The organism is Sphingomonas sp. FG14 (assembly GCF_057809675.1).
The window spans coordinates 1-14134 of record NZ_JBMDKK010000010.1 but is presented as its reverse complement, the minus strand read 5'-3'; the positions used below and the strand labels follow the sequence as shown (position 1 = coordinate 14134).

The 14134-nt window shown below is 65.2% G+C and carries 10 protein-coding genes and 1 tRNA gene; 3 read left to right on the top strand and 8 right to left on the bottom strand.

Going from position 1 to position 14134, the window contains the following annotated elements:
• Positions 1-55: 55 nt before the first annotated feature.
• Positions 56-1318, bottom strand: coding sequence for an aspartate kinase (locus tag ACODTA_RS21065; protein ID WP_489068282.1), 1263 nt, complete (start codon positions 1316-1318; stop codon positions 56-58).
• Positions 1319-1385: 67 nt separating this feature from the next.
• On the opposite strand from ACODTA_RS21065, the gene ubiG reads away from it, so the two are divergent.
• Positions 1386-2135 (top strand): bifunctional 2-polyprenyl-6-hydroxyphenol methylase/3-demethylubiquinol 3-O-methyltransferase UbiG, encoded by a 750-nt coding sequence (gene ubiG / locus ACODTA_RS21060; RefSeq protein ID WP_489068280.1) that lies wholly within the window; start codon positions 1386-1388, stop codon positions 2133-2135.
• A 163-nt stretch (positions 2136-2298) separates the two neighbouring features.
• Here the strand turns inward: ubiG and ACODTA_RS21055 are convergent, their stop codons facing one another.
• The 7 genes from ACODTA_RS21055 to ACODTA_RS21025 all read right to left on the bottom strand — a co-directional run bounded on the left by ACODTA_RS21055 (position 2299) and on the right by ACODTA_RS21025 (position 12476).
• A complete protein-coding gene (locus tag ACODTA_RS21055; protein WP_222991690.1) occupies positions 2299-2970 on the bottom strand; it encodes a glutathione S-transferase family protein in 672 nt (223 codons plus the stop codon).
• Between the two features lie 72 nt (positions 2971-3042).
• Positions 3043-3510, bottom strand: a complete 468-nt coding sequence (locus tag ACODTA_RS21050) for a hypothetical protein (protein WP_489068278.1) — start codon at positions 3508-3510, stop codon at positions 3043-3045.
• A 155-nt stretch (positions 3511-3665) separates the two neighbouring features.
• A complete protein-coding gene (gene gltB, locus ACODTA_RS21045) occupies positions 3666-8222 on the bottom strand; it encodes a glutamate synthase large subunit (RefSeq protein WP_489068276.1) in 4557 nt (1518 codons plus the stop codon).
• Positions 8206-8985, bottom strand: coding sequence for a DUF2059 domain-containing protein (locus tag ACODTA_RS21040; protein ID WP_489068274.1), 780 nt, complete (start codon positions 8983-8985; stop codon positions 8206-8208). The genes gltB and ACODTA_RS21040 overlap by 17 nt, the downstream gene beginning before the upstream one ends.
• Positions 8982-10436, bottom strand: a complete 1455-nt coding sequence (locus tag ACODTA_RS21035; RefSeq protein ID WP_489068272.1) for an NAD(P)-dependent oxidoreductase — start codon at positions 10434-10436, stop codon at positions 8982-8984. Before ACODTA_RS21035 ends, ACODTA_RS21040 begins: the two co-directional genes overlap by 4 nt.
• 164 nt (positions 10437-10600) lie before the next feature.
• Entirely contained in the window at positions 10601-11401 is an 801-nt protein-coding gene (locus tag ACODTA_RS21030) for an undecaprenyl-diphosphate phosphatase (RefSeq protein WP_489068270.1), read from the bottom strand.
• A gap of 142 nt (positions 11402-11543) precedes the next feature.
• The gene (locus tag ACODTA_RS21025) at positions 11544-12476 is read right to left on the bottom strand and encodes a complex I NDUFA9 subunit family protein (protein ID WP_489068268.1); all 933 of its coding nucleotides are present in this window, start codon (positions 12474-12476) and stop codon (positions 11544-11546) included.
• Between the two features lie 112 nt (positions 12477-12588).
• Between ACODTA_RS21025 and ACODTA_RS21020 the strand changes: the two genes are divergently transcribed.
• A tRNA-Leu gene (locus ACODTA_RS21020) sits at positions 12589-12675 on the top strand.
• A 176-nt stretch (positions 12676-12851) separates the two neighbouring features.
• Positions 12852-14084, top strand: coding sequence for a tyrosine-type recombinase/integrase (locus tag ACODTA_RS21015; protein WP_489068266.1), 1233 nt, complete (start codon positions 12852-12854; stop codon positions 14082-14084).
• Positions 14085-14134: the final 50 nt, after the last annotated feature.

Here is a 14134-nt window from a genome sequence, read left to right as displayed (position 1 = left end):
CGCGTATTCGTCCAGCAAGAGATTCCGGCATTCGCCGGAATGACCGGAAAACGAATTACGCTTCGATCACCTCGGGCGCATCGAGCCCATAGGCGGTGTGCAGCACGCGGACGGCGAGTTCGGCATAATCCTCTTCGATCAACACCGAGACCTTGATCTCCGACGTCGCGATCGCCTGGATGTTGATGCCGCGGCCGGCCAGAGCCTGGAACATGGTGGATGCCACACCGGCATGGCTGCGCATGCCGACACCGACGACCGAGACCTTGCAGATCTTGGTGTCGTGCTTCATCTCGACATAGCCGATCGTGTCGCGCGACTTGGTCAGCGCGTCGATCGCACGGGCGAGTTCGGCGCCGGGCACGGTGAAGGTCACGTCGGTCGAACCCGTCTCGTGCGCGATATTCTGCACGATCACGTCGACATTGATGTTGGCGTCCGCCAGCGGCGCGAAGATCGAAGCGACCGCGCCAGGACGATCCGGCACTTCGGTCAGCGTGATCTTCGCTTCGTTCTTGTCCAGCGCGATGCCGGTGATGCGTTGCCGTTCCATTTCGCTTTCCTCGATCTCGTCCTCGCCGACGATCAACGTGCCGGGTGTGACATTGTCCGTCGGCGGCTCGAAGGAGGAGAGCACCTGGACGCGCACCTGTTCCTTCATCGCCAGCCCGACCGAGCGGGTCTGGAGCACCTTGGCGCCCACGCTCGCCAGCTCCAGCATTTCCTCATAGGTCACCTTCGCGAGCTTGCGCGCGCGCGGGACGATGCGGGGATCGGTGGTATAGACGCCGTCGACATCGGTATAGATGTCGCAGCGATCGGCCTTGACGGCGGCGGCGACAGCGACGGCCGACGTATCCGATCCGCCACGGCCCAGGGTGGTCACGCGGCCGTCCGAACCCATGCCCTGGAAGCCGGGGATCACCGCGACCTCGCCCGCGGCCATGCCGGCGATCAGCGCTTCGGTGTCGATCGTCTCGATCCGGGCGGAGGCGTGCGCAGAATCGGTGTGGATGGGCAGTTGCCAGCCGAGCCAGCTGCGCGCCTTCACGCCCATATTCTGGAGCACGATCGCCAGCAGGCCCGACGTCACCTGCTCGCCCGAGGCGACGACGACATCATATTCCCTGGGATCGTAGAGCGAGGAGGCCTCGCGGCAGAAGCCGACGAGCCGGTCCGTATCGCCCGCCATCGCCGAAACGACGACCGCGACTTCGTTGCCCAGCTCCACTTCGTGCTTCACGCGCGCGGCGACCACGCGAATTCGCTCGATCCCCGCCATGGAGGTACCGCCGAACTTCATCACGATGCGGGCCATTGCGCGTTCCCGATGTTGAGAGAAAATGCCCTCTGGATCGAAGGCGCGGCCCTGATAATGAGGGGACATGACGAACGCAAGCACTGGCGAAAGCATCGGCGCAATAACCATCGATCCGCAGGAAGCCGCGCATTTCGGCGCGCTTGCGAAGGATTGGTGGGATCCGAAAGGCAGTTCGGCGATGCTGCACCGGCTGAACCCGGTGCGGCTGGCCTATATCCGCGAGGCGATCGACCGCCACTGGCATGTCGACGAGGCCGCGCTGAAGCCGCTGGCGGGCAAGACCGCGCTCGATGCCGGCTGCGGCGCGGGGCTGTTGTGCGAACCGCTCGCCCGGCTCGGCGCATGCGTGACGGGCGTGGATGCGGCGCCGGAGAATGTGGCGGCCGCGCGGCTCCATGCCGAAGGACAGTGCCTTGCCATCGACTATCGCGCCGGCGAACTCGACATGCTGGGCGATGCGCGCTTCGACCTCGTCACATCGCTGGAAGTGATCGAGCATGTCACCGATCCGGCCGCCTTCGTCGCCGGCCTGGCCGCCCGGCTGGCGCCGGGCGGGCTGATGATCCTCTCCACCCCCAATCGCACGACGCTGTCGCGGCTGGCGATGGTGACGGTGGCCGAGGGAATCGGGCAGATCCCCAAAGGTACGCATGACTGGGACAAGTTCCTGAAGCCCGAAGAGCTGACCGCACTGCTCGAAGATGCGGGATTGATCGTCTCGGACCTGCGTGGATTGAGCGTCTCGCCGGGGCGGGGCTTCATTCTCTCGGAGAATGTGTCGCTGGATTATCTGCTGACGGCGGTGTGGGGGTAGGGGCCATCGGCATCTATCCAGGCTGCTCTCATTCCACGCTGTCGCTCCAGCAAAAGCTGGAGCCCATACGATCTGTCAGCCACGGCAAAACCGGAAGCACCGCATAGGCTCCAGCTTTCGCTGGAGCGACGGTTTGTTTTCGAAGGCCGGCGGGCGAGTGCGCTCAAAAATCCGGTTTGTCGTAATGCGCGGGCGGCTGGATGCCTTCCATCCGTTCCGACAACAAGGGCCGGAAACCCGGGCGCGACTTGAGGCCCGCATACCAGCGGCGGGCCTGTTCGTGCCCCTTGAAATCGATGCCGCCGAGATAGTCGGCGACCGAGAGATGCGCCGCGGCGGACAGGTCGGCCAGGCTGAGCGTCGCGCCGGCCAGCCAGGTGCGGTGATCGAGCAGATAATCGAGATAGTCGAGATGGCGATGCGCGTTCTTCATCGCCTCGCGCAGGATACGCGCATCGGGCGTCGAGCGATGGACGAGCCGCTTGGTCATGCGTTCGAACATCAGGGGCGCGGTGACGTCGCCATAGAATTGCTGATCGCACCAGGCGACGAGCCGGCGGATTTCCGCCCGGTTGGGCGCGGTGCCGTTGATCATCGGCGCCTTTTCGACAGTCTCCTCGAAATATTCGCAGATCGCGCCCGAATCCATCAGGACGAGCGCCTTTTCGGTCTCGACGATCACCGGGGTCTGCCCGGCCGGATTCAGATCGAAGAATTCGTCGCGCCGTTCCCAGGGATTCTCGCGGACGAGATCATAGCCGATCCCCTTCTCCCCCAGGAGAAGGCGGACCTTGCGCGAGAACGGACAAAGGGGGAACTGGAAGAGCTGCCACATGCGGGCGCGACCTTAGAGCCTGTTCAGCGGAGGTGGAAGCGGGCTCTTGTCAAATAGTTGGGTCGCGATGCCTCAATTGTCCCAATCCTCGTCGTCATAATCGTCGCGATGCGGCGGCGGAAGATCATCCCGATAGCCCGGGCCACGATCGTCGGGATTCCTCAGCCGATGCTTGATGTTCGCCAGCCGCGCGCGCAACTCTGGCAGCATGGCGGAGAATTCGCCGGCCATGACGCCCGCCGCACGGGTGGCGCGCCGGGTATCGTCATGGATGCGCGCCTCGAAATTCGGGTCGTCGCGGGAAATGCGGTCGCGCAACGTATCGTTGCGCCGCGCATCCGAGAAGGGATTGACCGCACGCTCGACCGCGCCGACGCGCGTATCGAGCAACGCCGCCACCGCATCGGACACCCGGTTCGCAACGCCTTCCTGCACGATCGGACTGTCGAGCGCCGCCGCGACATCGGCAGGCGCGGGCCGCTGCGCCAGCGCGGGCGTGGCGGCGAGAAAGGCAAGAACGGGCATGAACAGGTAACGCATGACAATCTCCGTTACAGCGATCGCCGTAAAGGGCAGCATGCGACTCTAGATACAGCAATCTGAGCCTGGCGTGAACAGAGAGGATGGGCCTGACTGCTGATCAACCTCCATGTCATTCCCGCTTTCGCGGGAATGACATGGAGAGGTGGACGCTTTTACTCCGCCGCGACCAGATCCTCGTTCGCGGCGCCCAGCGGATGTTCGAGCCGATCGATCATCTCGCGCGGGCAGACCTGCCAGAAGGCGCCGCGGGTGCGATCCCAATCGTCGAGCAGCGCGTTCGACCAGCGGCTGTCGGTCGCCACCGCATGTTCGGCGATCAGCGATTTCAGCCGGGCTTCCCAATAGGGCGATTCCAGCCGCTGCCAGACGATGCTGTCGGGATTGGCGAGGCGTTCGAAATCACCGCGCTCGTCATAGACGAATGCCATGCCACCCGTCATGCCCGCGCCGAAATTCTTGCCGACCGCACCCAGGATCACCGCGGTGCCGCCGGTCATATATTCACAGCCATTGGCGCCGCAGCCCTCGACCACCACGGTCGCGCCCGAATTGCGCACCGCGAACCGCTCGCCCGCCTGGCCCGCCGCGAACAATTTGCCCGAAGTCGCGCCGTACAGGACGGTGTTGCCGATGATCGTGTTGGCATGGCTGTCGAGCGGCGAGCTGACCATCGGCCGCACCGTGATGATGCCGCCCGAAAGCCCCTTGCCGACATAGTCGTTGGCATCGCCGAACACTTCCAGCGTCACGCCCTTGCACAGGAAGGCGCCGAGCGACTGGCCCGCCGAGCCGCGCAGGCGGACCTGGACATGGCCGTCGGCGAGCGTCGACATGCCGTAGCGCCGCACGATCTCCGACGAGAAGCGCGTGCCGACCGCGCGATGCGTGTTACGCACCGTATAGGTGAGCTGCATCTTCTCGCGCCGTTCGAACACCGCCTTGGCATCCGAGATCATCTGCGCATCGAGGCTGTCGGGCACTTCGTTTCGGAAACCCTCGATATTGAAGCGGCGCTTGTCGTCGTCCGCATCGACCTTCGCCAGGATCGGGTTGAGATCGAGATCGTCGAGATGCTCGGCACCACGGCTGACCTGGCGGAGCAGCTCGGTGCGGCCGACGATCTCGTCGAGGCTGCGCACGCCCAGCCGCGCCAGGATCTCGCGCACTTCCTCCGCGATGAAGGTCATCAGGTTGATCACCTTTTCCGGCGTGCCGACGAACTTGGAACGCAACGCCTCGTCCTGCGTGCAGACGCCGACCGGGCAGGTGTTGGAATGGCACTGGCGGACCATGATGCAGCCCATCGCCACCAGCGAAAGCGTGCCGATGCCGAATTCCTCGGCGCCCAGGATCGCGGCGATAACGATGTCGCGCCCGGTCTTGAGGCCGCCATCGGTACGCAGCTTCACGCGGTGGCGAAGCCCGTTGAGCGTCAGCACTTGGTTGACTTCGGACAGGCCCATTTCCCAGGGCGTGCCGGCATATTTGACCGAGGTCTGCGGGCTGGCGCCGGTGCCGCCGACATGGCCGGCGACCAGGATGACGTCGGCATGCGCCTTGGCCACGCCCGCCGCGACCGTGCCGATGCCGGCGGACGAGACGAGCTTCACGCAGACGCGTGCGCGCGGATTGATCTGCTTCAGGTCGTAGATGAGCTGCGCCAGATCCTCGATCGAATAGATGTCGTGATGCGGCGGCGGCGAGATCAGGGTCACGCCCGGCGTCGCATGGCGCAGCTTGGCGATGAACTCAGTCACCTTGAAGCCGGGCAGCTGGCCGCCCTCGCCGGGCTTGGCGCCCTGCGCCACCTTGATCTCGATCTCCTCGCAGGCGCCGAGATATTCGGCGGTGACCCCGAACCGGCCCGACGCGATCTGCTTGATCACCGAATTGGCGTTGTCGCCATTCTCATACGGCGTGTAGCGCGCGCTGTCCTCACCGCCCTCGCCCGACACCGCCTTGGCGCCGATCCGGTTCATCGCGATCGCCAGCGTCTCGTGCGCCTCGGGCGAGAGCGCGCCCAGCGACATGCCCGGGGTCACGAAACGCTTGCGGATCTCGGTGATCGCCTCGACCTCGTCGATCGCGATCGCTTCGCGCGCATAGTTGAACTCGATCAGGTCGCGCAGATAGACCGGCGGCAGATCGCGCACCCCGCGCGCGAATTGCAGATAGGTCGAATAGCTGTCGGTCGCGACCGCGGTCTGCAACAGGTGCATGAGCTGTGCCGAATAGGCGTGCGTCTCACCACCATGGCGCTGGCGATAGAAACCGCCGATCGGCAGGGTGACGACAGCGGGATCATAGGCGGCATCGTGGCGCAGCACCGCGTTCAGGTGCAGCGACGAATAACCCTCGCCCGAGATCTTGGCCGGCATGCCGGGGAAGAAGTCATTGACCAGCGCGCGCGACAGGCCGACCGCTTCGAAATTATAGCCGCCGCGATAGCTGGAGATCACCGCGATCCCCATTTTCGACATGATCTTGAGCAGACCGTCGTCGACCGCTTTCTTGTGGCGCTTCAGGCAGTCCGCGAACGAGAAGCCCGCGAACAGGCCGCGCGCATGGCGATCGGCGATCGCGGCTTCGGCCAGATAGGCGTTCACCGTCGTCGCGCCGACGCCGATCAGCACCGCATAATAATGGGTGTCGAGGCATTCGGCGGTGCGGATGTTGACCGACGCGTAAGAGCGCAGACCGCGCCGCACCAGATGCGTGTGGACCGCCGCCGCCGCGAGCACGCCGGCGATGCCGACGCGATCCGCACCGATACGCTCGTCGGTCAGGAACAATTCGCTGCGGCCCTCGCGCACCGCCTGTTCGGCCTCGGCACGGATGCGCTGGATCGCGGCGCGCATGTCGTCGGCGGTGCCGCCCGCCGGGAAGGTGCAGTCGATCTCCGCCGCCTGGCTCGCGAAATGCGATTTCAGGCTCTGCCAGTCTGCACAGGTGAGCACAGGCGAATCGAGCACGAGTACGCCATCCTGGCGCACGCCCGAATCGAGGATGTTGGCGAGGTTCCCGAAGCGCGTCTTCAGGCTCATCACCTGGGTTTCGCGCAGCGAGTCGATCGGCGGGTTGGTGACCTGGCTGAAATTCTGGCGGAAGAACTGGCTGATGATCCGGGGCTTGTCCGAGATCACCGCGAGCGGGGTATCGTCGCCCATCGAGCCCACGGCTTCCTTGGCGTCCTCCACCATCGGCGCCAGGATCAGTTCCATATCCTCCAAGGTCTGCCCGGCCGCCACCTGGCGCCGGGTGAGATCGGCACGCTCGTAACGCGGCGTCGCCCAGCCGGGCTCGCCGCCCTCGGACGCGCTGGAGAGATCGTCGAGCGTCAGGAAGCGGCCGACCATCTCGGCATAGGGCCGTTCGCCGGCGATGCGATCCTTGATCGCGCGATCGGCGTAGAGCGTGCCGGTGTCGAGATCGACCGCGATCATCTGGCCGGGGCCGAGCCGCCCCTTTTCGACGATCGCGCTTTCGGGAACGACGACCATGCCGGTCTCCGATCCCACGATCAGCAGATTGTCGACGGTGCGTGTGTAGCGCAGCGGCCGCAGCGCGTTCCGGTCCATTCCGGCAACCGCCCAGCGGCCGTCGGTCATCGCCAGCGCGGCGGGCCCGTCCCACGGCTCCATCACCGATGCGAGATACTGGTACATCGCCCGGTGCGTATCGGGCATGTCGTCATCGGCCTGCCAGGCTTCGGGCACCAGCATCAGCTTGGCGGTGGGCGCGTCGCGGCCGGAACGGCAGATCGCCTCGAACACCGCGTCGAGCGCCGCCGTATCCGACGCGCCAGCCGGAATCACCGGCTTGATGTCTTCCGACTGCTCGCCGAACGCGATGCTGGCCATCTTGATCTCATGGCTCTTCATCCAGTTCTTGTTGCCGCGGATCGTGTTGATCTCGCCATTATGCGCGAGGTTGCGGAACGGCTGGGCCAGCCACCATTGCGGGAAGGTGTTGGTCGAATAACGCTGGTGGAAGATCGCGATGCGGCTCTCGAACCGCTCGTCGACCAGATCGGGATAGAAGACCGACAGGCTCTCCGCGAGGAACAGCCCCTTGTAGATGATCGAACGGCACGACAGCGAGCAGACATAGAAGCCCGAGATCTGCGCCTCGATCACCTTCTTCTCGATCCGCCGGCGGACGAGATAGAGTTCCTTTTCGAACTCGGCGACGTCCTGCGCGTCCGGCAGCGGCCCCGCGATCATGATCTGTTCGATCTCGGGCCGCGTTTCCTGCGCCTTGCGGCCGATCACCGATACGTTCACCGGCACCTGGCGCCAGCCATAGATGGTGTAGCCGGCGCTGATGATCTCGCTTTCGACGATGGTGCGGCAGGTTTCCTGCGCGCCCAGATCGGTGCGCGGCAGGAAGATCATGCCGACCGCTAGGCGATTGGGCAGCGGGCGGTGGCCCGAATCGACGATCGCGTCGTCGAAGAAGCGCACGGGCAGGTCGACATGGACGCCGGCGCCGTCGCCGGTCTTGCCGTCGGCATCGACCGCGCCGCGGTGCCAGACCGCCTTCAGCGCGTCGATCGCGGAGGCGACGACGCGGCGCGAGGGGCGCCCGTCGGTCGCCGCGACCAGGCCGACGCCACAGGCGTCGCTTTCGAATTCGGGGCGATACATGCCGACTTCGGCGATGCGCGCGCGTTCCGCCTCGCTGGCCATCAGATCAGTGCGCTTCGTCATGGGCCTCGCCTTCCTCGACCTCGGCATCCTCGCGATCGCGAAGATCCTTTTCCTTCACCCCCAGCAGCGCCGCGAGCTTTTCGCGTTCCGCCTTGCTCAGTTCGGAGCTCTTGCGCGGCGCGGGCAGATGCGCGGTGGCGTCCTTCATCGCCTTCATGAAATCGGGCATCTTCTTCATCATCTCGGGCATCATGGCCTGCATCTCGCCCATGACTTCCGGATCCATGTAGAGCAGCATCGATTCGGCGGCATAGACGCTGCCCGTGGGCGTCGCGAAGAAGCGATCGAGATCGGCGAGCTGCGCGGCGCTGAACTTGCGCGCATAGGCGCGGGTGAGCCCGGCCTGGAAACGCGGCTCCATCTCCGTCATCAGCCCGGTCATCGAATCCATCATCGCGCGCATGCCCACCTGGGTCCGCTCGCGAAAATGCGGATCGTAGATCGCCATGATCTCGGCGATCGAGGTCTTGTCCATCTCCGCGACCTTTTCGAGCTCCAGCCCGCCCAGCCGCGCGATCTCCCCCACCGGCATGTCGAGCACGCCGTCCATCATGGTGCCCATGAGCTTGTCCATGGTCTCGCCCATCATGCGCTTGTACGTGCCGGCGGGAAAAACCCGGGCGACGACGACGCGGGCGGCTTCGAGCTGCGCGGGCGCGATCGGCGCGGCGGCCGGGGCCGGAGCAGGCGCGGGCTGCGCCTGCAGCGCCACGGGCCCCACCGCGAGCATCGCCGCGCCCAGCATGGTCATGCGCCGCATCATGCGATCTCCTTCGCGCGCTCGGCCGGCAGTTTCGCCTTCGCCTTCAGATAGGCGTGCATATGATCGGCCACGTCGCGGCCGTCGCGGATCGCCCAGACGACCAGGCTGGCGCCGCGGACGATGTCGCCGGCCGCGAACACGCCGTCGAGCGAGGTCTGCATCGTCTTGTGATCGACGCGCAGCGTGCCCCAGCGCGTGACCGACAATTCCTCCGCGCCGAACAGGCGGGGCAGATCCTCCGCATCGAAGCCCAGCGCCTTCACGACCATATCGGCCTCCAGCCGGAATTCGCTGCCCGGATCGGGCTCCGGCGCGCGGCGGCCCGAGGCATCGGGGGCGCCCAGCCGCATCCTGGTGGCGCGCACGCCCGAAACCGCATCGGTTCCGTCGAACGCCTCTGGTGCGGAGAGCCAGACGAACTCGACGCCTTCCTCCTCCGCATTGCGCACTTCGTTCTGCGAGCCCGGCATATTGGCGCGATCGCGGCGATAGAGGCATTTGACCGATTTCGCGCCCTGGCGGACCGCGGTGCGGACGCAATCCATCGCGGTATCGCCGCCGCCGATGACGACGACAGTCTTGCCCGCCGCATCGAGCGCGCCGCTTTCGAATTCGGGCACCGCATCGCCGAAGTTCTTGCGGTTGGAGGCGATCAGATAATCGAGCGATTCGATCACGCCCGGCGCGCCGACGCCCGGCGCCTTGATCGCGCGCGCCTTGTAAACGCCGGTGGCGACGAGCAGCGCATCGTGCCGCTCGCGCAATTCGCCCAGGGTCGCGTCGCGCCCGACCTCGAAGCTCTGGTGGAAGACGATGCCACCCGCCGCGAGCCGTTCCACCCGGCGCATCACCACCGGCTTTTCCAGCTTGAAGCCGGGAATGCCATAGGTCAGCAGCCCGCCGGCGCGATCGTGCCGGTCATAGACATGGACTTCGTAACCCTGGCGCCGCAGCAGTTCGGCGGTGGTGAGCCCCGCCGGCCCGGCACCAATGATGCCGACCGACTGGCCGCGATCGGCGCCGGCGACCAAAGGTTCAACCCAGCCTTCTTCCCAGGCGGTGTCGGTGATGAATTTTTCGACCGAGCCGATCGTGACCGCACCGTGGCCCGAGAATTCGATGACGCAATTGCCCTCGCACAGCCGGTCCTGCGGGCAGATGCGGCCGCAGATCTCCGGCATGGTCGAGGTGGCGTTGCTCAGTTCGAACGCCTCGCGCAGCCGCCCCTCCGCCGTCAGGCGCAGCCAATCGGGGATATGATTGTGCAACGGGCAATGGACCGAGCAATAGGGCACGCCGCATTGCGAGCAGCGTGCCGACTGTTCCTCGGCCTTCACCACTTCATATTTGCGCGCGATCTCGCGGAAATCGGCGGCGCGTTCGGCCGCATCGCGCTTCGGCGGATAAGCCTGAGCGCGCCCTACGAATTTCAGCATTGGATTGTCGGCCATGAAGCGTCCCCGATCTTTACCGGAGTCGCCATAGCGCGAAAATCGGCGGAGTCACGCGGATTCCGCATTTTAAGTCAGCAAAGCTGACCTATTTCAACCCGCGCCAACCTCTTTTTGTCGAAACTCTCATCCAAGCAACAAAATTATAGGCCGATCCGGACCTATCAAGCCATCAACCAGATCGCGGCGACCACACCCAGGACGATACGATACCAGGCGAAGGGTGCGAAACCGTAGCGGGACACGACAGCGACGAACGCCTTCACCACCGCCAGCGCGACCAGGAAGGCGGCCGTGAAGCCGATCGCGATCGCACCCAGATCGTCCATGCTGAGCAGCGCGCGATCCTTCCAGAGCGCATAGGCGGTGGCGGCGATCATCGTGGGAACGGCCAGGAAGAAGCTGAATTCGGCTGCGGTCTTGCGCTCCACCCCCATCAGCAGCGCACCCATGATCGTCGCGCCAGACCGGCTGACGCCGGGAACCATCGCCAGGCACTGGACGATACCGATGCCCGTTGCGGTGCCGAGCGGGATCGATTCGACACTGTCGAAACGGACGCGCTTCACCATGCGCTCGATCACCAGGATCGCGATGCCACCCAGGACCAGCATGACCGCGACGATCATCGGCGTCTGGATGGCGGCTCGGATCGCATCATAGGCGACGACGCCGATCGCCAGGGCGGGCAGGAAGCCGAGGATGATGTTGCGGGTGAAGGCGATGGCGCCGCTGTCCCGCGCGATCAGCCCCTTGGCGATGCCCCAGAAGCGCGACCAATAGGCGACCAGCACCGCCAGGATCGCGCCGAGCTGGATCGCGATCTTGAAGGCGACGGAGGATTCGCCCTCGAACCCCAGCAGCGAGCTTGCGAGAATCAGGTGCCCCGTCGACGAAACGGGCAGGAATTCGGTCAGCCCCTCGAGGATGCCGAGCAGGATATAGGTGAGCGTATCGGAGACCATCGCAGCGTTCGCCTTGCAGAGAAACGCGCCCGCCGCCTGCCGGCGCCGGACGCTTCGGAGGTTCGAAAGATGGCGAACCGTCTATCGCCGCCCCGACGATCAAGTCGAGTGCGGATTCGGTGCAGACGGGGTGCGGATGCGATCAGGCGGTGCGTTTCACGCCGAAGCGACCGTGCCGGCGATACTGGACCAGCCAGCCGCCCGCGACGGAGGCCAGCGGCGCGGGCACGATGCCGAAGGCGGAGAGGCCCTGCGCATCGGCGGAAACGACATTGTCGCGCGTCAGCATCAGCCACTGATCCCAGGTGATCGGCGCGCCGGGCAGCCAGCCGGTGAGGCGCGCGATCGGCGCCGCGATTGCATCGGGCACATCCGCCATCATCGGATCGCGGCCGGTTTCGCGCGCGATCCACGCGAACAGCTCGGCCATGGTCAGCACCTGCGGGCCGCCGAGCTCATAGGTCTTGCCGGCATGATCCGCCGGATCGAGCAGCGCCTGCGCGGCGGCGGCGGCGACATCGGCGACGCTGACGGGCTGTAGCTTCACCGTACCGCGAATCACCGGCACCACCGGCAAGGCGCGGATCAGCCCGGCGAATCGGTTCACGAACTTGTCCTCGCGCCCGAACACCAGCGAGGGGCGCAGGATCGTCGCGCCGGGGAAAGCCGCGCGCACCGCCGCCTCGCCTTCGCCCTTGCTGCGCGCATAGTCCGAACGCCCCTCCGCATCGGCGCCGATCGCGGAGACATGCACCAGCGCCCCAACGCCCGCCGCGGCGGCGGCCTTTGCCACATTGGCCGCGCCATCCTTGTGCACGTCGAACATGTGATCGAACGCGCCGGCGAGATTGATCACCGCATCGGCGCCAACCACGGCGCGCGCCACGCTTTCCGCATGCGTCACATCGGCGGTGACGAACTGCACCTGGCCCAGGCTGCCTTGCGGCTTCAGGAAAAAGGCGCGGCGCGGATCGCGCTCGGCAAAACGGACGCGTGCGCCCGCCGCCAGCAGTCGCTGCGCCACATAACGGCCAACAAAGCCGCTACCGCCGAACATCACCACCAGCCGGTCCATCACACCATTCCCGAAAAAAAATTGCGCATGCGCCATGCCAATCTGCGATCATGATGACAAGCGCCGTTGACAACCCCGCACACTCTCCCCTATCGGCGCCAGCCTACCCCGTGCCCAGATGGCGGAATTGGTAGACGCACCAGCTTCAGGTGCTGGCGCTCGCAAGGGCGTGGAGGTTCGAGTCCTCTTCTGGGCACCAATACTGGCTCTGGAGACGTCCAGCAGCATCCAGTAAGCGGCTGGTTTCACAGCATTTCTTGACCGAGAATCGCCAGACACCGTCCGGCGAAATCCGGCTAAGGGCAACAGCAGCGACCACAAAAGTTGCTCTTTTTGTTGCCCTCGGATCGACCCGGCCTTGCTGGGAAAACGACCATGCTGACCTACATTCAGATCAATGCCGCCAAGCCGAGAGAGAAGGCTTGGACCCTGAGCGATTCTCAAAGCCTCTATCTCGTCATCCAGCCCAACGGCTCGAAGCTATGGCGCTTCAACTACCGCTTCCTGGACAAGCAGAAGAAGCTTCATCTCGGCGGATGGCCAACCATAAGCCTCGCGGAAGCGCGTGTCCGGCGCGACGAAGCCAAGAAAAAAATTGCTGCGGGAATCGATCCGGCGCTTGAGAAGAAGCGCGCGCGGATCGCCGCCAAGTACGCCGCTGCCAACACCTTCCAGGCGGTCGCCGAGGAATGGCTTGTCAAATGCGAGCGGGATGGTCTCGCGCCGGTGACAGTCGACAAGATCCGCTGGCTCCTCGCCAAGGCCTATCCGTTACTCGGCACCATCCCGATCGCGCAGATCACCCCACATGAGGCGCTCGCCGTCCTGCGCAAGGTCGAGGCGACCGGCGCCTACGAGAGCGCACGGCGCATGCGCAGCGTCCTGAGCCGCGTGTTCCGCTATGGTGTTGCGACCGTTCGGTGCGACAAGGATGTTGCCGCCGACCTTCGCGGCGCGATCGCCGTGCCCAAGGTCAAGCATTTCGCGGCCATCACGCGGCCTTCCGAGGTCGGCGCTTTGCTCCGGGCCATTGACGGCTACAGCGGCCACAAGGTCACCATCATGGCAATGCGGCTCTCCCCACATGTGCTGCTTCGGCCCGGCGAGCTGAGGCAGGCGGAATGGACCGACATCGATTTCGACGAGGCGATCTGGTTCATCCCGGCGGAGCGCATGAAGATGCGACGGCCGCATCGCGTGCCGCTCTCGCGGCAGGTGATCGCAATGCTCAAGGAGCTTCACGAGCACACGCACTGGTGGAAATACCTGTTCCCGTGCCTCGGCAAGCCTCGCAAGGCGATGTCGGAGAATGCCGTAAACCAAGGCCTGCGCAAGCTCGGCTACACGACCGACCAGATGACCGCGCACGGTTTCCGGGCGATGGCAGCGACTCTGCTCAACGAAATGGGGCAGTGGAATCCCGACGCGATCGAGCGCCAGCTTGCGCACGTCGATACCAATCAGGTCAGACGGGCTTATGCGCGCGGCGAATATTGGGATGAGCGCGTTGAAATGATGCAGCACTGGTCGGACTATCTCGACCGACTGAGGGATGGTGGAAAGGTGCTGCGGCCTGATTTTCAGGCGGCGCAAAGGTCTCGAGCCTAGGTGTTCAGTCCCGGCATTTGGTGGATCGGATTGACGATGAAGCGGTCTGG